Here is a 20,108-nt window from a genome sequence, read left to right as displayed (position 1 = left end):
ACGGTTTAAGGTCAGGTACAGCGGCGCGGACCTTGCTATGATCGCGAGATGCAGAATTTCACCGATGCGAACAACACGCGGGCCGGTTTCCGGCCCCGAACCGGACGGTAACGACGATGGCAGCAGACACCGACATGGACGTTAAAGAGCGCTTTTTCCCGCACACGCAGGACGAACTGAAGCAGATCGCCGAAGACATCCTGCGCCACGCCAGGGCAATCGGCGGCAGCGATGCAGCCACTGAAATCTCCGAGGGCGACGGCCTGTCGGTTTCGGTGCGGCGCGGCGAAGTCGAAACGATCGAGCACAACCGCGACAAGATGGTCGGCGTGACGGTCTTCATCGGCAACAAGCGCGGCAACGCCAGCACGTCGGATTTCTCATCCCAGGCGCTGAAGGACACCGTTGCGGCCGCATATAACATTGCCCGTTTCACGGCGGAAGACGACTGCGCGGGCCTCGCCGAAAAGGAATTGCTGGAAACGAACCCCCAGGATCTCGATCTGTATCACCCGTGGAACCTGTCCGCCGACGAAGCCGTTGAAATCGCCCGTCGCGCCGAAGACGCCGCGTTCGCGGTCAGCCCGCAGATCCGCAATTCGGAAGGTGCGAGCGTCTCCGCACAGCATTCGCAATTCGTGCTCGCCACCTCGCGCGGTTTCCTCGGCGGCTATCCGTATTCGCGGCATTACGTAGCGTGCGCGCCGATTGCGGGCAGCGGCCGCAACATGCAGCGCGACGACTGGTACACGTCGAAGCGCAGCGCCGGCGAGCTGGCCGATCCGGAAGCGGTCGGCCGTTACGCCGCGCATCGCGCGCTGGCGCGTACCGGCGCGCGCGGTCTCGACACACGCAAGGTGCCGGTGCTGTTCGAGGCGCCGCTCGCCGCGGGCCTGCTCGGCGCGTTCGTGCAGGCCACGAGCGGCGGCGCGCTGTATCGCAAGACAACGTTCCTCGTCGACAGTCTCGGCAAGCCGGTGTTCGCGCCGCACGTGCAGGTGGTGGAAGATCCGCACACGCCGCGCGCGATGGGCAGCGCGCCGTTCGACGAAGAAGGCGTGCGCACGCAACGCCGTTCGGTGGTGAAGGATGGCGTGGTCGAAGGCTACTTCCTGTCGACGTATTCGGCGCGCAAGCTCGGCATGAAGACCACTGGCAATGCGGGCGGTTCGCACAACCTGTCGCTGCTCAGTTCGAAGACGCGTCCCGAAGACGATTTCGAAGCGATGCTGAAGAAGCTCGGCACGGGTCTGCTGCTGACTGAACTCATGGGGCAGGGCGTCAACTACGTAACGGGCGATTATTCGCGCGGCGCGTCGGGCTTCTGGGTGGAGAACGGCAAGATCCAGTATCCGGTCGAGGAAATCACCGTCGCGGGTACGTTGCAGGAGATGTTCCATCACATTGTCGCGATCGGCGCGGATACGATCGTGCGCGGCACCAAGCAGACGGGCTCGGTGCTGATCGAACGGATGACGATCGCCGGGCAGTAAGCGGTTGTCGGAAGGAACAGGCGCGTGACGCCTGCAAAAAGACGCCACGGGCCGCTATCGAAACCCGTGGCGTCTTTTCGTGCGCCAGCTGCTCAAGGCACGCAACGTGTCGTCACACAGGTTCAGTCGCGCTTGCGCTGGTAGGTCACGAACGCGTAATCGAACTCGTTCGGCGCATGCGCGCGATGCGTTTCGCGTGCGATTTCGTCCCAGTGTTCGGCGTCCGGCGAGGGAAACGTCGCATCGCCTTCGAAGTCGGCGGAAATCTCGGTCATCACGAGTTTGTCCGCGTGGTGAAAGCCTTCGTGATAAAGCTGCGCCCCGCCAATCAGGAATGCTTCGGGCGCCTGATCCTGCTCTGCGAGCGCGAGGGCTTCGTCGAGACTGGTGACCGTGTCGCAGCCATTGAAGCGCCGCTTCGCATCGCGGGTGACGACGATATTGCGTCGTCCCGGCAACGCGCGGCCGATGGATTCGTGGGTCTTGCGGCCCATGATGATGGGCGCGCCCATCGTGGTGCGCTTGAAGAAGGCAAGATCTTCGGGCAGCCGCCAGGGCAGCTGGTTGTCGCGGCCGATCACGCCGTTGCGGGCGCGAGCGACGATCAGGGTCAGCGTCGTCATCGAGTGGTCAGTGAACGTAATCGTCCTGATTCTACCTGACAGGCGCTGTGCCTCTTTTCGCGCAGCGTGCGGCTTGCGCGCAAGGTCGGGTATGGGGGGAGCCCGCGCTCCATTCACTCGTGATGCTCGCCGTCGCCCTGCGCGGCGGCCTTGTCCTCCGGCGCGATACATTCGCGCAGTCCGTGTGCGCCCATCAGCCGGTACAGCGTGACGCGCGAAATGCCGAGGTCGGCGGCCGCTTCGTTCAGACGATGACGATGGCGCAGCAACGCCGATTCGATCGCCCGTTTTTCGGCGGCTTCGCGCGCCTGCGAGAGGCTCATCGTCTGCTGTTCGGTGAAGTGCGCGAGGTCGAGGTCGTCGGCGGAAATCAGCTTGTTCTCGGCCATCACGATCGCGCGCCGGATCCGGTTGATGAGCTCGCGTACGTTGCCGGGCCAGTTGTAGTTGTACATCGACTCGATTGCGGAGGGCGTGAAGCCACGGATCTTCCGCGCGCTGTCGGTCTTGAACTTGTGCAGCACGTGATGCGCAAGAATTTCGATGTCCTTGCCGCGTGCGCGCAGCGGCGGTTCGTCGACGCGCAGCACGCACAGGCGGTGAAACAGGTCGGCGCGGAAGCGTCCGTCGCGCATCGCGACTTCGAGGTCGATGTGCGTCGCGGAAATGATGCGCACGTCGACCGTGATCGATTCGCGGCCGCCCAGCCGTTCGATCTTGCCTTCCTGCAGGAAGCGCAGGAGGCTCGCCTGGCTTTCCATCGGCAGATCGCCGATTTCGTCGAGCAGCAGCGTGCCGCCGTCCGCCGCCTCGACGCGGCCGATCTTGCGCTGGTTCGCGCCGGTAAAAGCGCCGCGCTCGTAGCCGAACAGTTCGGATTGCAGCAGATGATGCGGAATCGAGCCGCAGTTGATCGCGACGAACGGCGCCTTGCGGCGCGGCGAACGCTCGTGAATCGCGAGCGCGGTCAGTTCCTTGCCCGTGCCCGATTCGCCGGAGATGAACACGCTCGCGTCCGTGTTGGCGACCTTGCGGATGGTGCGAAAGAGCTGCTGCATCGCTTCGCACGTGCCGACCATCTCGTCGTCGCCGGATACGGCGGTGGTGGCGAAGTCGGGGTCGCACAGCGTGACCATGCCGAACGCGTGGCCGACGAGGTAATCGATCGTCGCGCTCGCGACAGGCGTTTTCACGTAGTCGAAGCAGTAATGGCGGATGAGGCGCCGCGTTTCCGGGTCGGTGAGACGCTCAGCCGTGGCGAGCGCGATCCAGCCGACCTGCTGCTGTCGCAGGCTCGCTTCGAGGCCCGGCAGGTCGCGCAGCGCGAAGCTCGTCAGGTCGACGATGCCGGCACACGCCAGATCCGGCTTCAGGAGCCGGCTGAGTTCATGCGCCGAGCGTGCGACCGCAACAGTCCAGCCGCGGCTTCGCAGGTGAGCGGAGAGTGTTTCGTCGGGCACCCGCGCGACATACAGCAAGGTGCGCGCGGTCTGGGCGTCGAAATGGGCGGTGCCTTCGACGTGCCCGGCGACACCATTGCGCGCGCCGGTTCCGTCCAGCGAATCACGCGCGAGCGACAGGCGTTGCCCCGTCTCCTCATCGCGCTGGCCGGCAGTTTCCTTGCCGGCGGCAAGCGAAAGCCGCGAGCCTGCGCCAGCGAGCGGAGTGACGGTACTCAGATGGGGTGATTCGCGCACGATCGACCTCTCATATCGGTGACACGTCAAAAAGTGTAGGGAAACCGCACGCCGACAACAAAGTTGGGTGCGTCGGGCGTGAGGCCCACCGACACCGCGCCGTTGATCGTCAGATGCTTGTTCACTACGTGATTCAAACCAAAATTCAGTACCGACGCGGTGGTTTCGCTGCCCGGCACCTTGACGTAGTCGCCGCCCGGCGACTTCGTCTTCGATGACGGCTCGATGGCCATCGTGTAGGAAATGCTTGCGGAATCCTTGTCCGAGAACGCGAGCGCGACGCCGCCGCCGAACTGCACGATGTCGCCGAGCTTCACGGTTGCGGGCTGTGTCTGGCCAGCCACCGACGAGATATCCGCAAACGACCGGGCAATGTTGTAGGTGTAGGACACACTGCCGAACAGCACAACCGGGTCATAGGTCTTCAATACCGACATGCCTGCCGTGATATTCCAGAAACCTGTACCGGTGGGCAGCTTGCTCGGCGCAACGAGATTCGTGTTGTCGGGCTCGAGCTGAACCACCTTGATGCCGAACGGCGACGTGCCGGTCGGCGCCTTGAACCGCAGGCTGCCGACCACGTCGGGCATGTTGTTGGTTTCCTTCAGGAACTGGTAGTAGATCCCGAAGTTGACGTCGCCGATCGCATTCGAATTGACCGAGGCGTCCGACAGCGTGTTCGCCGCGCCGCCCGCGCCACCCACGATAAAGTCGCTGTGGCGGTAGATGTACGGCACGTCGACGTCGATGCTCATGCGGTCGGTGAGACCGTAGCGCGTGTCGAGATCGGCCATCACCTGGTGCGACTTCGTCTGACCGAGGTTGATGTTGCCGAGGAAAATCGCGTCGAGCGCGAGGAAACCGGACAGCTGCAGCTGGCGGCGGTCGTAGTAGGTATCGCTGATACCCCAGTCGAGCGTCAGCTTGTGATCGAAGAGCGGCGCGTGCTCGCGCTGCACGACGGCTTCCTCGGCCTGGGTGCGGACCGGTTCGGCGGCTTTCTGGGTCTGGCCGACCGTGCCGTCCGTGCCGGCAGAGCCGCCCGGCCCCGAGGTGCCGGCCGTGGCCGGCGAGGCCGCCGGCACGCCCGGCGCGCCGCTGTCCGGCGCGGGCGGGTTGACCGGCACGCCGGTCGCCGTACCGGTCGAGCCGCCGGGCGCCGGTGCGCCCGGGCTCACCTGGGCGAGCGGTGGAAGTGGAACGGGCAGGCCATCTGCGCCGGGTTGTTCGGCTACTGCTTCCGAACCGGCGGGGCCGCCGTAACCTGGGGCGCCGCGTCCACGCTGCGCCATTTCCAGGTTCGTGACCTGCCGTTCCAGCGAGTGAATCTGCCGTTGCTGTTCGTCGACGACACGCATCAGAGTGTTGAGCCGTTCTTCTACCGACTGGCCTGCGAGCGCCTGCGCGCCCGCCCCCTGTGACAGCGCGAACAGCAGCACGGCGGCCGGAATGGCCGCCAGTGCGCTGCGCGGCGCCCTGGTCCCTGAATCGTTGTTCATTCTTCTTCCCCCGGGAAAACAGCCGCACGCAGCGGGTCTCCTTGCCGCAACGCGTTGCCGTTGGTACTGCTTCAGTCTGTTTTTACTGCGGTCGCAAGTCACGGGTGGCGGCCCGCCTTATCTCCTCGAGTTCTGCAGAGCCTGCAGGACGCCAATCTGTTGCTGCATTGCCGGCGTCATCTGCTGTGTCTGCAGATGCAACTGCAACTGGTTCGCGACCTGCTGGTTGTTACCCGCGATCTGCAGCAACTGCGCAATCGAACTGACCTGTGCCGCGGTGCTCGGCACGATGGTCTGTGTCGCGATGCCAGCTGGCGTCTGCAGTGCGACGGTCACGCCGCCCGAGCCAAACGCGATGCCAGCCTTGATCGTGCCGGATGCATTCGATGCGCTCGAAACCGGTGAATTCGTGCCGCCTGGCAGATTCGCCACCTGTGCCACGTTGTTGTTGAAATCGATTGATGCTGCGTTAACGCCGACATTGCGATCGCCTGCCACCTGCGTGACCTGCGATACCCCGTTCACCGAGACGCCCTGTCCTCCGCTGGTCGTTGCGTTCGGATTGGCGCCACTGTTGGCGGCGTTGGTCGCGTTCTGCTCGATGACTTTCGTCATCGTGTTCACCTGCGCGTTGATCTGGTTAGTCAGGTTTTTCGTGACGGTGAGGGCGCCCTGGGCAATCGCTGCCGCCCCATTAGGCAACTGCCACTGGGAAAGGACACTCAGCACGAACCCGGAGATCATGGGTGCGCCGGCGAACTTGCCGGTTTGATGCTCGAGGACGTCGTCGTCTACCGCCTGCCACTTGAGTTGTTGAGGGGCAACGTCATGCGCCGAGAGAAAGTCGGGAACGGGCGAAGCGCCTGTTCCCTCGGCGGCAAAAGCCCCGCTTGCGAAGACGCACGTCGATGCGCACATCGCGAAGCCGAACTGGGTGAATGTAAGCTTCATGGTCGGGTCAGAACAGGTCTGCCTTGGACAAGCCAAATTCCACAAAAGGAGTCGCCGCCGTCCCGTTGTTCAGCGCATTGGTGCGCAGCTTCAGGGCCAGCGACTCGTTATCCTGCAACAGCGGTGAATCCTCCAGAAATGGTTTTCCGAGGACAGCGAACACAAGACCGTTCCAGGTCTGCGCGAAGTCCTCTTCGAGCACAATGCGATTGCCGAGTGCAGGATCCGCAATGAAAATGCGGCCGTCCTGCGCGTGCTTGACGATCACGAAATGCTCGTACCCTCCGATATTCATCAGAACCATCACGGGGATCTGCAGGTGATACAGCGCGTCGACGTTGACCCGATAACCTCTGCCGCGCAGCCCGATCGTCTCCACGAACTTCTTCATGTCGAGCATCGAAAAACCGTTCTTCACGACGACGTCGGGCGTTGAAAACACCATCATGCGGCGGATGAGTTCCGTCTCGGGGATGTCAATGCCGTAGCCGTACTTGAGGAGCGTGGCGAGCGCGGCTGCACCGCAGCTGTAATCGAACTGCTGGCTGACGATGTGGCCGTAACGAATGTCCTTCATCGAGCGAACCGTTTTATGAAGCGGGACGCCCGTCAGGGTAGACGTATCGATGACTGCCTGTGCGTGGCCTGTCGCACACATCGTGCAACTTGCCAGCAGAGCGGCGAGCCTGACGACGCGCCGCAACACGAGAGGTGGGACAAGCCCGGACATTCTGGTCTCCTGCTGATGCACGCCGGCCGCTTCCGTGGCGGCCGGCATGTTCCCCACTGTGATCCGGTCAGTGACCGCTGTTGAGGGCAGCGATTGCCAGACCGTTGTGCTGCAGGTTGCCCGCGCCGCCGGCGATGTTCACGCCGATGTTGCCGCTCGAGCCTGCCAGGGCGCCGGCGCCGAGCATTGCCGTACCCTGGAACTGACCGTACACCGACATCGAGGCGCTTTGGGAGTTGTCATCCGTGGCGACCATGGCTGTCGTCTTCGCAGCACCCGGCGACGTCGTCGTGACCGCGCCAGCAAGGCTGTTGTTTTGCGCATTGCCGATACCGGATGCGACGTTCACACCAACGTTGCCCGACACGTTCTGCAGCGAGTTGTCGCCGATCGAAGCGTTCAGGTTGAAGTTGTTGATATTGGCGCGGCCGGAAGACGACTGCTTGTTGAAGATCTGCGCATTGCCGAACACGTTGCCGACGTCGACCGAAGCGAGCGAGGTGTCGTTGCTCTGGGCGTTGTCGATGCCTTCTGCGATGTTGATACCCAGGTTGCCCGATACACCCGAGCCTGCGCCCGTGCCCGTCGTGGCGTTCAGCGTGCCGGCGACGCGCGTGTCATAGACCTGCGTGACATGGCCGGTCGTCTTCACGTCGGTGCTGGCCAGCGTGTCGTTCACGCTATAGCCCGAGGCGTGCGAGGCCGCCGACGAGCTGCTGTACGAAGAGGAGCTTGCGCTGCCCGTCGTATGCGTGGACGAGTCGTTGTGAGCGTAAGTCGACGTCGAGTTCTTCGACTTGTTGCCCGAGCCGCTGTCGGAAGCCGTTGCTGCCCAGCTTTGCGTTGCATCGGCGTACGAAGCGCGGTTTGCATCGGCGCTATTCGTCGAGTTCGACGTGTCATGCGAGTTCGAACCGTGCGACGCGGTCGTTCCGCTGCCGTCGCTGTGATTCTTGTTGTAGTTCGAGGCGGTGCTTTCCGAACCCGAAACCGTCACGCTGGCGTGGCCGTTGAAGATATTGCCGCCGCTCGAGGTCGATACGCCGACCGTTGCGGTGCCTGCTGCAGCTTGCCCCTGGCTGCCGTTCGAATAGCTGGAATGCGCGTTGTTCGCAGCGTAGGCGTCGGTGTGCGTCTTCGACTTGTCGCTCGCCGAGGCGCTGTTGCTGGCCCAGCCCGAATCGTTCGTGCTATGTGCCTGGCTGGCTTCCGCCGCGCTCGCCGTGTTGCCGTACGCATAGTTGCTGGCCGAGCTCTTCGTCGTCGTCGAGTTCGATGCGTTCGTCGTCGTTGTTGTGTGGGCGTGTGACGAGTCCTGGCTTGCCGTGAACGAGTTGTTGTCGTACGAGGTGTTCGTTCCCGTGCCAACGAGGCTGGTCGAGCGGTTGTTATAGGTCGTCGTGACGGCGCCCTTTACATAGCTCTGTGCCTGCGGATCGAGCGTAGCGTAGACGCTGGTGTTCTGCGTGTTGTTCACGACAGCGCCAGCGGTGCTGGAGACGTTCACACAGCCGAACAGCGTGACCCACCCTTCAATGCCGACCTGCTCGCCGACCAGGGTGGCGTTGAACAGATAGGGGTTTTGCGGAGATGCGAAGGCGGAACCCGTAGCTGCCGCAAACACCGCCGCTGCAATAATTGTGCGTTTCATTTTTCGCTCCGATACGAGTGTGGCTATTTAGAAAAGAGTGCCCGCCGGGGGACGGAGCACAAAACTGTTTGCCGTTGCATTACCGGCTCCGGCAGTCTGGTTGATCTGGACGATCCCGCTGACGTTCTTGAAGGCTTCATTGGAGATGTTGGCCTCTCGAACGCTCTGAACCCCGATGGATTGACCCGGACCACCGTTTTTCGGGGCCGTCGCGGATAGCACCCCATCCGAGACGGTCTCGACTCCAAGCGCCGCAGTGCCAAGCTGGACACTGTTTTGCTGGAGATTCCCTGCGCCCGCAGACTGGTTCAACATCACCGCTCCGGACGTACTGGAAAACGCATTGCCTTCGATCGTTGCCCGCGCGGCTTTGACCTTCGCGGCTACCGTCGAGCTCTGGGCGCCGGCGTTGTCGTTCGCCACTGCGCCGCCCGTCGTGATCGTCAGCTGGTTGGCCTGGACGTTGTCGAGGCCGGCTGTTTCATTCATCGCGATCGCGCCGTGCACGCTGGTCGCCGCGCCGTTCGCGATCGTTGCATCGGCGGTGACGCGCGGAATCGTTTGCGCATGGGCGCCCGTTACAGTGAGGGCGCCGAGCACCGCGCACGCGACGATCGGGCGGCGCACGCTGGCGTGAAGGCCAAGGCTATGGAGGCGGCTCATTTCAGACCTCCGAGCGCGCCACCAAGGGCGGTCGACAGGGGCGCCAGCGCGCCCGATACCGACGAGGAGATCGTGCCGCCGATGCCCGGCGCCGGCGCGCCGATGTTGCCGTTGTTAAGCGCGACGTTATTGCCCGTGGTGTTGCCGCTGAGGATGCGTGTGACCGCCTGCAGGCCGGCCGCGCCGACACCGCCGTCGGCGAGCCCGGTCGAGCCGTGCGCACTGGTCAGGTCCGCGTCCGACACGGCCGTCGCCATCATCGGATTGAAGCTGTTGGCCGGGAACGTCGTGGCGCGCACGAGCACCGGGTCCTGGCTCTTCGGGACGTTGTCGTAGGCGATGCGCGGGGTGATCTGACGTTCGACGATGATGTCGCCCGGATTGACAACCTGCTGGGCGCAGGCGAGCGTCGCAGAACCCGCGGCCAGCGCGCCGAGCAGCAGGGCTGCGAGGCGCGGTGCATGCTGGCTGTGGCCCCGCGTGGTCTCTCTTGAAACGGTCATGTCAGTGTCCCCGATATCGGAGCGAAGTGCCGGCGCAGTGGAGCGGCGGCGATCGCATCCGTTGTTCATCCGCTCTACTTGCGCGTGTAGCTCGCCACGTTGCTTTGCGCTGCGCGGGCCGCATCCACCGGAACCGGCAGCGGCGTGGGCGGTGCAATTTCATCCCACAGCGTCACCGAACCGCCACGCATCTGCGGCGTTGCCGCCACCATCACCATGCCGACCGCACCGCCGCGTTGCCGCGACAGCATCTGGTCGTCGAGCACCAGGTCGTTCGACGCGCCGACGTCTGCGCTCGCACCCGAATCGGCGGGCGTCTGTGCGGCGACAGACGATGTGTCCGTCGCGTTGTCGTCCAGACTGGCAGGCGTTACGGCGGCGACGGAAGGCGTACTGCTGTCTGATGCGGGAGCAACCACCTGGGCAATGACGTCGACGGGCAGCGTCATCGAAGCCAGCGAGACGCAGATTGCGGCGCCTAGCGTGGTCAACTTCATGTCGATGCGGAAAACGTGTCGCATGGTGTGTCTCCTTGGTGCAGGACATTTAGCGAAACGTGTGCCATCTCCCGCAATCCGTTGATGGGACTGGGTGGCTTCTAATTGGGGTGGCGGACGGATTAAGAAAACAGCGGAAAATGTTTCAGGTCTGAAACGAGCGGAAGAAAATACCGGGTATTTCAGAAACCGCCGGCAAAAAGTGAAACGGGGTGAAAACGTTTAATCGTGTGAGGGAAACGGTTTATTAACAGGCTGCAGACAACCCGAATCGCCTTCTTAGCCTTATCTGTGGCGGAAGGGCGATTTAATTTGCATAATTGTTTTCGGGGCGGCTTGCCTATAGTAAGCTCTCGAAAACTGCAGCACATTTTAAAAAAGTCCGGACCAGGGACGTCTCATTACACACACGCCGCTTTTCGGGGATCCGCTGTCCGCACGGAATGGAATGGCCGTTCGGTTTTTGCCCATGCGAAATCCTGACGTAAACTGGCGTGTCTGAAAAACTGTTCAGGTACGTGCCGTCATCCTTAACGTTCGTTGACGAGGATCTGAATAATGGAATCCGCACCGCGGCAATTGATTTACGTGACTCGCGATCCAAGCGCGGACCTGAATTCGCGCTTTCACGAGCGCGGCTGGCATGTGGAAGTGGTCAATTCGGCTCGCGACGTTCGTCGGGCCGTGCGCGCCGGAGCGGCAGCCGGTGGCCTGCTCGATCTGTCGAGCCGTTTTCAGCCGCACGAAATCGTCGGATTCGAATCGTGTCTCACGATGCCCAACGTCGGCTGGGTTGCCGCCACGACGCCTGGCCAGTTGCAGGATGCGGCGCTGCGCCGGCTCGTGCGCGACTACTGTTTCGATTACGTAACGGTCCCCTATGCGGGTGACCGGATTGTCGATTCCGTCGGTCATGCTTACGGAATGATCTCGCTTGGCGAACCCGCCTCCAACGATTCGACCACCTCCGGCACGGAAGGTGAAATGGTCGGTTCGTGCGACGCGATGCTCGCGCTCTTCCGCTCGATCCGCAAGGTTGCGATGACCGACGCGCCGGTGTTCATTTCCGGCGAATCCGGCACCGGCAAGGAGCTGACGGCCGTCGCGATCCATGAGCGCTCGGGCCGTCGCGCCGCGCCGTTCGTGCCGATCAACTGCGGCGCGATCCCGCCGCATCTGCTGCAATCCGAACTGTTTGGCTATGAGCGCGGCGCCTTTACCGGCGCGAACCAGCGCAAGATCGGGCGTGTGGAGGCGGCGAACGGCGGCACCCTGTTTCTCGATGAAATCGGCGACCTGCCGATGGAAAGCCAGGCGAGCCTGCTGCGTTTCCTGCAGGAAGGCAAGGTCGAGCGGCTGGGCGGCCACGGGTCGACGTCGGTCGATGTGCGGATCATTTCGGCCACGCACGTCGACATGCATACCGCGATGATCGAAGGGCGGTTTCGCGCCGACCTGTATCACCGTCTGTGTGTGCTGCAGATCGACGAGCCGCCGCTGCGCGCCCGCGGCAAGGACATCGAGCTGCTTGCGCGTCACATGCTCGAACGTTTCAGGAAAGATGCGAGCCGGCGCCTGCGCGGTTTTTCGCCGGATGCGATCGCGGCGCTGCATAACTATAGCTGGCCGGGCAACGTGCGCGAGCTGATCAACCGCGTGCGCCGCGCCATTGTGATGTCCGAGGGGCGCGCGATTACCGCGCGCGATCTCGAACTGGCGGATTACGTGGAAATCGTGCCGGTATCGCTCGCGCAGGCGCGCGAAGCGGCGGAGCGTCAGGCGATCGAACTGGCGCTGTTGCGCCATCGCGGCCGCCTCGGCGACGCGGCGCAGGAACTCGGCATCTCACGCGTGACGCTGTACCGGCTGCTGTGTTCGCACGGCATGCGGCATATCGATGGCGAACCGATCGCCTCGCATCCGGATCTGCCCGCCACCATCCCGCATCTTTGAGGCGCGTCAGCGCTTCGATCAACTTCATCGGGAAGCTCGCCGGCACAGGCCGCGAGCCGCCCGGTCGATCGCAAAACAGCGCCGCCGGACGGCGGGACCGGACGGAAGTCCGCTGCGCTTGCTAAAATCAGGGATTCTCTGCCAAAAACGGGTGCGTTCGCGCCCGGCCGAAGGAACCCGAATGAAACAATACCTCGACCTCGTCCGACAGATCCTCGATACCGGTACGTGGCAGGAAAACCGCACGGGCATCCGCACGATCAGCATGCCCGGCGCGATGATGCGCTTCGATCTGCAGCAGGGTTTCCCTGCTGTCACCACGAAGAAACTGGCGTTCAAGTCCGCCGTCGGCGAACTGGTGGGCTTTCTGCGCGCGTCGCGCAGCGCGGCGGAGTTCCGCGCGCTCGGTTGCAAGGTCTGGGATGCGAACGCCAACGATAATCCGCAATGGCTCGCCAATCCGTATCGCGAGGGCCCGGACGACCTCGGCGATGTGTACGGCGTGCAGTGGCGCAAATGGCCGGCCTACAAGGTGCTGGACGCTGGCGCCACCGCGCAGATCGCGGACGCGACGTCGCGCGGCTTCAGCATCATTACGTCGTTCAATGAAGAGGGCAGCGAGAAAGTGCTGCTGTACAAGGCAGTCGACCAGTTGCGCCAGTGTCTCGACACGATCATGCGCAACCCGTCGGACCGGCGGATCCTGTTTCACGCTTGGAACCCGGCGGTGCTCGACGAGATCGCGCTGCCCGCCTGTCACCTGCTGTACCAGTTTCTGCCGAACGCGGCGAAGCGCGAAATTTCGCTATGTCTCTACATCCGCAGCAATGACGTGGGGCTGGGCACGCCGTTCAATCTGACCGAGGGCGCCGCGCTGCTGCATCTCGTCGGGCGACTGACGGGCTACACGCCGCGCTGGTTCACGTATTTCATCGGCGACGCGCATATCTACGAAAACCAGCTCGACATGCTGCAACAGCAACTCGGGCGCGAGCCGTTCGAAAGCCCTTCGTTCGCAATCTCAGACCGCGTGCCGGCGTATGCCGAAACCGGTGTCTACGAACCGGAGTGGCTGGAGAAGATCGAGCCTTCGGACTTTTCGCTCGTCGGCTACCGTCATCACGAGCCGTTGACGGCGCCGATGGCCGTGTAGTTTTTGTTTCGCTTCCGGTTGCGCGAGTTTGCGCGTGACGAAAAAAACCCGCATCAATGATTGAACTGCACCCCAAAAGTTGGACACCCGTCCAACGATCTGGGGTGCAGTTCATGACTCGATGCGGGTTTTTTTCATCGTGGCGGCGTTCGCGAAAAACGTTTCAGCCGCGGTGATGTTCGTCATGTCCGCCGCCCGTGGCGTGCTGATCCGGGTGCTGTTGCGGATGTGGCTGCTGAACCTGCTGCGGCGGTTGCGGATGCGGTTGAGGCTGAGGCGCCGGCTGCGGGCGCGGCTGCTGTTGCGCCTGCTGCGGATGAAATTCCGCACGCGGCTGGGGTTGCGGACGCGGTTCCAGCCGGGGTTGCTGGGCCTGCTGCTGCGGCGGCTGCGGTCTCGGTTGCTGGGCCTGCGGCTGGGGTTGTGGCTGCGGATGGGACACCTCACGCGGGGGTTGCTGCGGTTGCGGGCGGACTTCCTGCGGCCGGGGTTGTTGTTGCGGTTGTTGCGCATGCATCTCCGGCGCGCGGGGCGGCTGCGCCGCCTGCGCAGGCGTGGGCTGCCGAAGTGGCACTTCTTGCGCCTGCTGCGCCTGCCGCGTCTGGGCCGGTTGTTGCGACTGCGGTTGCGCCGGCGTCTGCGGATGGAATTCCGGGCGCGGTTGCTGCGCGACGGCCGGATTCACCTGCGGTGTGCCGTGCTCAGCCTGCACCGGACGGCTCTGCACCGGAGCGCCCGGTTGCGGCGGACGTTGCCCCGGCTGGGCTTGCTGCGCCATCGGCGTGTGCGGCTGCGTCCACGCGGGCTGCTGGCGTGTCTGACCTGGCGCCGCCCCCTGTTCGGGACGCGGTTGCCCGCCGTTCGGGACATTGCCCCAGACCTGCGGCGGACGCGGCACGCCATTCGCTGGTTCAGGACGCCCATTGGCCATCTGGGCGGGCTGACCTGGACGTTGCTGCGCGGCGACCGGCGGCTGTGTCGCTTCACCTGGACGCTGAAGAGGCGCACCCGGACGCTGCGTGAGCTGACCTTCACGACCCGGCGCCGCGCCCGGACCATGCGCCTGCACCACGCGCACGTTCTGCGGCGACGGCGAACCACCCGTTCCGGCCGGCCCCGTCCAGTTGCCCAGATGCGCCGGCACCGAAGTGCGCACGACCGGATTTCCCGCGTTCGGCACCCGGCCGCCGCTCTGTGCAAAACGTTGCGCGAGGTTGTCGTGATAGGCCGCCGGCACGACCGGACTGCGGGTCGCGATCACCGGGCGGCCCGTCACATTCGAAGGCGGCCTGTTGCTGGCGTTACGGGTGCCTGGGTTGAAGCTCTCACGAACCGGCGCGATGCCCGGCGCGCCCGGATTGATCTGCGCGTTTCGCCATTGACGCGGATCGACTTTCTGCGCAAAACGTCCCACCGGCTGCCCGTGCACAAACGCCGTCGCCGGGACGGCCGTTACGCCGCCGGGCGCGCGATAGTTGACGTACGTGTTGTGGACGTTGATGTTCGTTACGTTCACCTGCCGGTTGTAGTTGTTCACGACGACGGTCCGGTTCACGCGGTCGTAATAGTGCGGGCTCCAGCCGCCGCCGCGCGGATGCCACGCCTCGCCCGGACCGAGCGGGAACCACGCGACGCCTGCGGCCGCCACCGCGCCGCCAATCGCCAGATTCACGCCCCAGTTGAAATGGCTGTCGCCGCCGCCCACGAACGCGACGAGCGCCGGCGCATACACGGGCGGTTCACTTTCGACCATGGGCCCCGGTGCCCATGCCCAACTGTTGTCGACGTAAGCCCAGCGGCCATAGTGATATGGCGCGAAGCCCCACGGCGCATCGTCGACCCATGTCCAGCCCCAAGGCGCCTGCCAGATCCAGTGGCCGTCGTGATACGGCGCCCAGCCTGCCGGTACCGCGTTCGGCACCCATACTTCGCCGTACTGCGGATTGCTGCGCCACGTGCCGTTCGCATCGAGGTCCTGATAACCGGGGATGTCGCGCGATACGTAGCGCGCCGATACCGAGCGGTCTTCTGCGGCGTCGCGGCTCAATGCCCACTGATCGAATGCGTCAGGCTGCGGTGCGCCGTTGCCGGCGGCCTGTTGCAGGTTCGTGCCGGTGAACGTCACCTGCTGGCCGGCCTGCACGGGCACCTGCGCGCCGTCGCCATAGACAGTCGCCGCGCCGCTGCGCACGGTGACGGTCGTGCTGCTGCCGTCCGACGCGACGTCGACGCGGTAGTCGCCCGCGGCGCCCACGCCGAGCGCGAGGTTCGGCGTGTCGATCTCATACGTCGAGCCTGCGGGCATCGAACGCACGCGCGTCGACAGCGTCCCTTGCGCGACCTTCAGTTGTGTATTGCTGTCGTCGAGATTGAGGACGTCGAGGCTCGTCGATTCGCCGAGGCGAACTGCCGTCGAGCCCATGTGCAGTTCCGAGCGTGCGCCTTTGTCGTTCCAGAGCTGGTCGCCGGTGGTGAGCGGCCGGTTGATCTGCGCGTACGACCAGTCGGTCGCGCCAGCGGACTGCGTGGTCACCGCGCCCGCGGTGTAGTTCAGGCGCGCGACGCGTCCCGGCGGATCGACGTTCTGGCCAGCCGTCTGCGGGGCCTGTGCGTCGGGCGGTGAGTCCGGCGGTCCGGCTTGCGCGAACGCGGTCTGGGCGGCCAGGGAAAATGGCGCTGCAACAAGAAGGGCGTAACCCGTAAGACGACGGAACCTAAGCAGGCGTGGCGTGCAGTTTTTCATATGTTCTCTCCATCGGATGCTGCCGTATGGCCGCATCCTGTGAAGTCACTCTACCTGCCGTCCCTGTATCAAGGCGCGCTCATTTGTAAGCCTGCCCGGGTTGCCTGTAACAAAAGTTGTCGGGAATGGCGCGCCGCGGAAAAACCCGGCCGTCGCCTCACTGAGCAAGGAACTGGTCGAAATGGCGCCGGCCGGCGGGCGTGATCCGCAGGATACGCGGACGGTCCGTGCGTTCGACCCAGCCATGCGTCTTCCATGCTTCGAGGAGCGCCGCGCCGAGCGCGCCGCCCAGATGCGCCCTGCGCTCGCTCCAGTCGAGACACGTGCACGCGAAGCGGCGCCGTCGCGCCTGCTGTCCGCCGACGTCGACGCCCCAGCCCGCGAAGCGGGCTTTACCGGCGGGCGTCGCGTCGAGCGTGTCGCCGTTCTGCGTGAGGAGGCCATCGCCGACCATCCGCTCGAAGATGCGCACCGCCAGCTCGCCGGCCATGTGGTCGTAGCAGGTGCGCGCGTAACGCATATCCACCGGCACCGTGCGTGCCGGGCGCAACACGGGACGTTGCGGCGCGGTGGCCTGCGCCACGTTCGCCAGTGCTTCGATCGTCGCGGCTATTTCCCGCGAAGCGATCCTGAAATAGCGATGCCGGCCGCGTACTTCGAGCGCGAGGAGGCCGCCGTCGGTGAGTCGCGCAAGGTGGGCGCTGGCGGCGGACGGAGAGAGACCTGCGATCAGCGTCAGCTCGCCGGCCGGCCGGGCGCTGCCGTCCATCAGCGCCCACAGCATCGCGGCGCGTCCCGGGTCGGCCAGCAGCGCGCCGAGCCGGCTCAAACCGGGAAAATGACTCTGGTCGCGCTCGTCGAGAAGCGGATTGGACATGGACGTTTCCCCAAGGGTAGCGGCCGGAACGGCTCGCGATGCCATGACTTTAGCGCGGCCCCGGCATTCCATGTTTCAGGGTGAGGCGAAACGTCGAATGCAGATGTGCTGCGGAATGCTCGACCCCTGCCAGGCTAAAATCAGAGTCTCCTTTCGCCGGACAGCAGGTCTGACATGAAACGCTGTTTTGCCATTGCCGCAGCCGTACTTGCGGTGCTGTGCGCCAGCGGCTGTGCCCAGGGCGGCGGGGGTTCCTCGCAGTCGGGTTCGAGCGGCATCACGATGTACGGCACCATCGACGAGGGCGTCACCTTTCATAAGTAACCGCCCGCGACATCCCACGGCTGGTGAAAACGACTGGCCTGGCGGGAATTGATGCATCATTGGCATTCCTGCCATCGGTGGGCATGTGACGATCAGGATCTTTCGTCACTTTTATCGCGTGAGGAACGCCCATGCCCGACGTCGCCGCTTCTTCGTCCACGCTCCCTGATCCACAACCTTCCGACGCCAGTGGCCGGCGCGGCGCATGCGTGCTGGCGCTGTGCCAGGCGTTCTATACGTCGTCGGTTTCCATCGATCTGACGTTGACGGGGCTTGTCGGCTACACGCTCGCCGACGACAAGGCGCTCGCCACGCTGCCGTTTTCGCTGATTACGGTCGCGGCGGCAGTCACCACGATTTTCGCGTCGTTCCTGATGGCCCGTATCGGGCGACGCGCGGGCTTCGCGATGGGCGCGGGCGTCGGAGCAGTGGGCGGTGCGATCTCCGTGTACGCGATTTTTCATCACAGCTTCTGGGCGTTTTGCGTCGGCACAGCGACGGTCGGCGTATTCCAGGCATTCGCGCAGTACTACCGCCTCGCCGCCGCCGACGCCGTCGGCATCGAAGCAAAAGGCCGCGCCATCTCGACAGTGCTGACGGGCGGTGTCGTGGCTGCGGTGGCTGGGCCGGCGCTCGCCGCATGGAGCCGCGACTGGCTTGCGCCCGTTGCGTTCGCGGGTTCGTACGCGCTCGTGACTGCGTTCGGGCTGCTTTCGATCGTACTGCTCGCGCTGTTCTACCGGGATCACGTCCCGACTCACGTGAGCGCCACCGCCGAAGCGGCGCCGGCGCGACCCCTCGGACGCATTGTCCGGCAGCCGGTTTTCCTCGCCGCGCTCGCGAACAACGCGCTCGGCTACGCCGTGATGATGTTCGTGATGACAGCGACGCCGATCGCGGCGGTCGCCTGCGGACACACGATCGGCGACGGCGCACAGATTATCCAGTGGCACCTTGTCGGCATGTTCGCGCCGTCGTTTTTTTCAGCGCGGCTGATCGGACGCTTCGGCGTGCTGCGCGTGATTGGCGCGGGCACCGTGCTGTCGGCGCTATGCGGCGTGATCGCGCTTCATTCGACCGACCTGCCGCACTTCTATGCGGCGCTCGCGTGCCTTGGGGTCGGCTGGAACTTTATGTTCGTGGGCGGCTCGACGCTGCTTGCGCAGTCGTACCGGCCGTCCGAACGCGCGAAGACCCAGGCGACGAGCGAATTCACAACGTTCGCGTGTTCCGCGCTCGGATCGCTGTTCGCGGGACAACTGCTCGCGCACTTCGGGTGGGCCGTGATCAATGTGGCGATCCTGCCGTTGCTCGGCGTCGCCGCGCTCGCGACGCTCGCCTTTGCGTGGTCGCGCTCCCGGGTTGTCGCGGCGGCGGCTTCGTAGTTCCTCTTTCCCGTTTCCTGTTTTCTGTTTCGACTTGATGCCACCCGTTCACATGAATGCCTCTGTCACACCCGCCTTACCCGTTCGCCACGTTGTGATCGCGGTGGCGCCCGATCTCGTGCTGCTCGACGCCTGCGGTCCGCTGGAAGCGTTCTGGCGAGCCGAGCTGACGCTCGCCGAGACGCGGCCTGACGCTGTGCGACAGGCGGCCGTTTCGAGCGCAACCGGAATGCAGGCGCGGGCGCCGGTTGCATATCGCGTGACGGTGGCTTCGATCGAAGGCGGTGTGCTGCAGACGTTTCCGGGTCTGCCGGTCGTCACGCAACGGCTGGATACGCTGGAGGACGAACCCATCGATACGCTGATCGTGCCCGGCGTGCCCATCGACGAACGGATCGCGTTGCAGCCCGAGCTCGTCGCGTGGATCGCGCGTCGTGCGCCCGCTGTACGACGCGTGTGCTCGGTGTGCACCGGCGCGTTTTATCTGGCCGCGGCGGGCCTTCTCGACGGACGCCGCGCGACGACGCACTGGCGCGATGCCGAACTGCTCGCGCGGCATTTTCCGAAGGTGAAGGTGGACGCGGACCCGATTTTCATCCGCGACGCGCGGGATTTGCGTGAGGCGGGCGATGCATCCACGCATCGTGCAGCGACCGACGCGCGCAACGGGTGCGATGGGCGCGGCGGGCAGGGCGCAGGCACCGCGGCCCACGACGGCGAAACGCCCGACTCGCGGCAGCCCCACGCCATCTGGACTTCAGCCGGGGTGACCGCGGGGATCGATCTCGCGCTGGCGCTGATCGAGGAAGATGTGGGTCACGCGATCGCGATGCAGGCTGCGCGGCGGCTGGTGGTGTTCATGAAGCGGCCCGGCGGTCAGTCGCAGTTCAGCGCGGCGCTGGCCGCTCAGGCATCGGCGGGCGGCCCGTTCGACGCCCTGCACAGCTGGATGGCCGTCAATCTGCGTGACGATCTTTCGGTCGAGCGGCTGGCAGGCGAGGCCCGCATGAGCCCGCGCACGTTCGCGCGACGCTACGTCGAGGAAGTGGGGCGCACACCCGCGAAAACCGTTTCGTCGATGCGTCTTGAAGCCGCGGCGCGCTCGCTGGCCGCTTCGCGCTCGCCGCTCAAGCGGATCGCGCTCGACTGCGGCTTTGGCAGCGAGCAGAACCTGAGGCGCGCGTTCATGCGCAGGTTCGGCGTACTGCCGCTCGAGTATCGCGAGCGGTTTGCATCGGCTGCATGACGGTCCGCGACCCGCGCGACGTCGCGAATGACGCAACTGCCATCCCGCGAAGCTGACGTTCGCGGATCACGTACCGCGCTGTTTCTGGCACTCGTATAATCGGCTCCTTTCGATAATCTC

The 20,108-nt window shown here is 64.7% G+C and carries 17 protein-coding genes; 6 read left to right on the top strand and 11 right to left on the bottom strand.

Features of this window, described 5'->3' with window-relative positions; all coding sequences use genetic code 11:
• Positions 1-116: 116 nt before the first annotated feature.
• Entirely contained in the window at positions 117-1,493 is a 1,377-nt protein-coding gene (pmbA, locus tag LPA36_RS18260; RefSeq protein WP_228879573.1) for a metalloprotease PmbA, read from the top strand.
• A 122-nt stretch (positions 1,494-1,615) separates the two neighbouring features.
• Here pmbA and LPA36_RS18255 read toward each other — a convergent pair whose 3' ends face one another.
• The 9 genes from LPA36_RS18255 to LPA36_RS18215 form a co-directional block, all read right to left on the bottom strand.
• Positions 1,616-2,116, bottom strand: coding sequence for a dihydrofolate reductase (locus tag LPA36_RS18255; protein ID WP_228879570.1), 501 nt, complete (start codon positions 2,114-2,116; stop codon positions 1,616-1,618).
• A 113-nt stretch (positions 2,117-2,229) separates the two neighbouring features.
• Positions 2,230-3,813 carry a sigma-54-dependent transcriptional regulator gene (locus tag LPA36_RS18250; RefSeq protein ID WP_228879567.1) on the bottom strand — a complete coding sequence of 528 codons (1,584 nt, stop codon included), beginning with the start codon at positions 3,811-3,813 and terminating at the stop codon, positions 2,230-2,232.
• A gap of 26 nt (positions 3,814-3,839) precedes the next feature.
• Positions 3,840-5,312 carry a hypothetical protein gene (locus LPA36_RS18245; RefSeq protein WP_228879555.1) on the bottom strand — a complete coding sequence of 491 codons (1,473 nt, stop codon included), beginning with the start codon at positions 5,310-5,312 and terminating at the stop codon, positions 3,840-3,842.
• Between the two features lie 117 nt (positions 5,313-5,429).
• Positions 5,430-6,263, bottom strand: a complete 834-nt coding sequence (locus LPA36_RS18240) for a peptidase C39 (protein ID WP_228879551.1) — start codon at positions 6,261-6,263, stop codon at positions 5,430-5,432.
• Between the two features lie 7 nt (positions 6,264-6,270).
• Complete coding sequence (locus LPA36_RS18235; protein WP_228879747.1) at positions 6,271-6,921, bottom strand: C39 family peptidase; 651 nt, start codon at positions 6,919-6,921, stop codon at positions 6,271-6,273.
• A 139-nt stretch (positions 6,922-7,060) separates the two neighbouring features.
• Positions 7,061-8,644 (bottom strand): beta strand repeat-containing protein, encoded by a 1,584-nt coding sequence (locus tag LPA36_RS18230; RefSeq protein ID WP_228879549.1) that lies wholly within the window; start codon positions 8,642-8,644, stop codon positions 7,061-7,063.
• Positions 8,645-8,671: 27 nt separating this feature from the next.
• Positions 8,672-9,307 (bottom strand): hypothetical protein, encoded by a 636-nt coding sequence (locus LPA36_RS18225; RefSeq protein ID WP_407674301.1) that lies wholly within the window; start codon positions 9,305-9,307, stop codon positions 8,672-8,674.
• Positions 9,304-9,810, bottom strand: coding sequence for a hypothetical protein (locus tag LPA36_RS18220; protein WP_228879545.1), 507 nt, complete (start codon positions 9,808-9,810; stop codon positions 9,304-9,306). Before LPA36_RS18220 ends, LPA36_RS18225 begins: the two co-directional genes overlap by 4 nt.
• Before the next feature lie 74 nt (positions 9,811-9,884).
• Positions 9,885-10,331 (bottom strand): hypothetical protein, encoded by a 447-nt coding sequence (locus tag LPA36_RS18215; protein WP_228879542.1) that lies wholly within the window; start codon positions 10,329-10,331, stop codon positions 9,885-9,887.
• Between the two features lie 534 nt (positions 10,332-10,865).
• On the opposite strand from LPA36_RS18215, the gene LPA36_RS18210 reads away from it, so the two are divergent.
• Positions 10,866-12,260: a sigma-54 dependent transcriptional regulator gene (locus LPA36_RS18210; protein WP_228879539.1), complete on the top strand. Its 1,395-nt coding sequence runs from the start codon at positions 10,866-10,868 to the stop codon at positions 12,258-12,260.
• Positions 12,261-12,441: 181 nt separating this feature from the next.
• Positions 12,442-13,413, top strand: coding sequence for a thymidylate synthase (locus LPA36_RS18205; RefSeq protein WP_228879538.1), 972 nt, complete (start codon positions 12,442-12,444; stop codon positions 13,411-13,413).
• Positions 13,414-13,576: 163 nt separating this feature from the next.
• On the opposite strand, the gene LPA36_RS18200 is transcribed toward LPA36_RS18205, so the two are convergent.
• Both LPA36_RS18200 and LPA36_RS18195 read right to left on the bottom strand, forming a co-directional pair.
• Positions 13,577-16,156, bottom strand: a complete 2,580-nt coding sequence (locus LPA36_RS18200) for a DUF6600 domain-containing protein (RefSeq protein ID WP_228879535.1) — start codon at positions 16,154-16,156, stop codon at positions 13,577-13,579.
• Between the two features lie 157 nt (positions 16,157-16,313).
• Positions 16,314-17,033, bottom strand: coding sequence for an ArsR/SmtB family transcription factor (locus LPA36_RS18195; protein WP_228879533.1), 720 nt, complete (start codon positions 17,031-17,033; stop codon positions 16,314-16,316).
• 174 nt (positions 17,034-17,207) lie between these two features.
• On the opposite strand from LPA36_RS18195, the gene LPA36_RS18190 reads away from it, so the two are divergent.
• From LPA36_RS18190 to LPA36_RS18180, 3 genes are all read left to right on the top strand, one after another.
• On the top strand, positions 17,208-17,357 hold the full coding sequence (locus LPA36_RS18190; protein WP_228879530.1) for a hypothetical protein: 150 nt from the start codon (positions 17,208-17,210) through the stop codon (positions 17,355-17,357).
• Positions 17,358-17,488: 131 nt separating this feature from the next.
• Positions 17,489-18,742 (top strand): MFS transporter, encoded by a 1,254-nt coding sequence (locus tag LPA36_RS18185; RefSeq protein ID WP_228879527.1) that lies wholly within the window; start codon positions 17,489-17,491, stop codon positions 18,740-18,742.
• Between the two features lie 52 nt (positions 18,743-18,794).
• On the top strand, positions 18,795-19,988 hold the full coding sequence (locus tag LPA36_RS18180; RefSeq protein WP_228879523.1) for a GlxA family transcriptional regulator: 1,194 nt from the start codon (positions 18,795-18,797) through the stop codon (positions 19,986-19,988).
• Positions 19,989-20,108: the final 120 nt, after the last annotated feature.

It is taken from the genome of Paraburkholderia saeva (assembly GCF_907164555.1).
GTDB lineage: Bacteria > Pseudomonadota > Gammaproteobacteria > Burkholderiales > Burkholderiaceae > Paraburkholderia > Paraburkholderia saeva.
The sequence above is the reverse complement of the archived record's forward strand: the minus strand, read 5'-3'. Positions and strand labels throughout refer to the sequence as shown.

Bases quoted from the DNA above. Each gene is read 5' to 3' on its own strand.
- pmbA (WP_228879573.1), top strand. From the start codon at position 117: ATGGCAGCAGACACCGACATGGACGTTAAAGAGCGCTTTTTCCCGCAC.
- LPA36_RS18255 (WP_228879570.1), bottom strand. From the start codon at position 2,116: ATGACGACGCTGACCCTGATCGTCGCTCGCGCCCGCAACGGCGTGATC.
- LPA36_RS18245 (WP_228879555.1), bottom strand. From the start codon at position 5,312: ATGAACAACGATTCAGGGACCAGGGCGCCGCGCAGCGCACTGGCGGCC.
- LPA36_RS18240 (WP_228879551.1), bottom strand. From the start codon at position 6,263: ATGAAGCTTACATTCACCCAGTTCGGCTTCGCGATGTGCGCATCGACG.
- LPA36_RS18235 (WP_228879747.1), bottom strand. From the start codon at position 6,921: ATGTGTGCGACAGGCCACGCACAGGCAGTCATCGATACGTCTACCCTG.
- LPA36_RS18230 (WP_228879549.1), bottom strand. From the start codon at position 8,644: ATGAAACGCACAATTATTGCAGCGGCGGTGTTTGCGGCAGCTACGGGT.
- LPA36_RS18225 (WP_407674301.1), bottom strand. From the start codon at position 9,307: ATGAGCCGCCTCCATAGCCTTGGCCTTCACGCCAGCGTGCGCCGCCCG.
- LPA36_RS18220 (WP_228879545.1), bottom strand. From the start codon at position 9,810: ATGACCGTTTCAAGAGAGACCACGCGGGGCCACAGCCAGCATGCACCG.
- LPA36_RS18215 (WP_228879542.1), bottom strand. From the start codon at position 10,331: ATGCGACACGTTTTCCGCATCGACATGAAGTTGACCACGCTAGGCGCC.
- LPA36_RS18210 (WP_228879539.1), top strand. From the start codon at position 10,866: ATGGAATCCGCACCGCGGCAATTGATTTACGTGACTCGCGATCCAAGC.
- LPA36_RS18205 (WP_228879538.1), top strand. From the start codon at position 12,442: ATGAAACAATACCTCGACCTCGTCCGACAGATCCTCGATACCGGTACG.
- LPA36_RS18200 (WP_228879535.1), bottom strand. From the start codon at position 16,156: ATGAAAAACTGCACGCCACGCCTGCTTAGGTTCCGTCGTCTTACGGGT.
- LPA36_RS18195 (WP_228879533.1), bottom strand. From the start codon at position 17,033: ATGTCCAATCCGCTTCTCGACGAGCGCGACCAGAGTCATTTTCCCGGT.
- LPA36_RS18190 (WP_228879530.1), top strand. From the start codon at position 17,208: ATGAAACGCTGTTTTGCCATTGCCGCAGCCGTACTTGCGGTGCTGTGC.
- LPA36_RS18185 (WP_228879527.1), top strand. From the start codon at position 17,489: ATGCCCGACGTCGCCGCTTCTTCGTCCACGCTCCCTGATCCACAACCT.
- LPA36_RS18180 (WP_228879523.1), top strand. From the start codon at position 18,795: ATGAATGCCTCTGTCACACCCGCCTTACCCGTTCGCCACGTTGTGATC.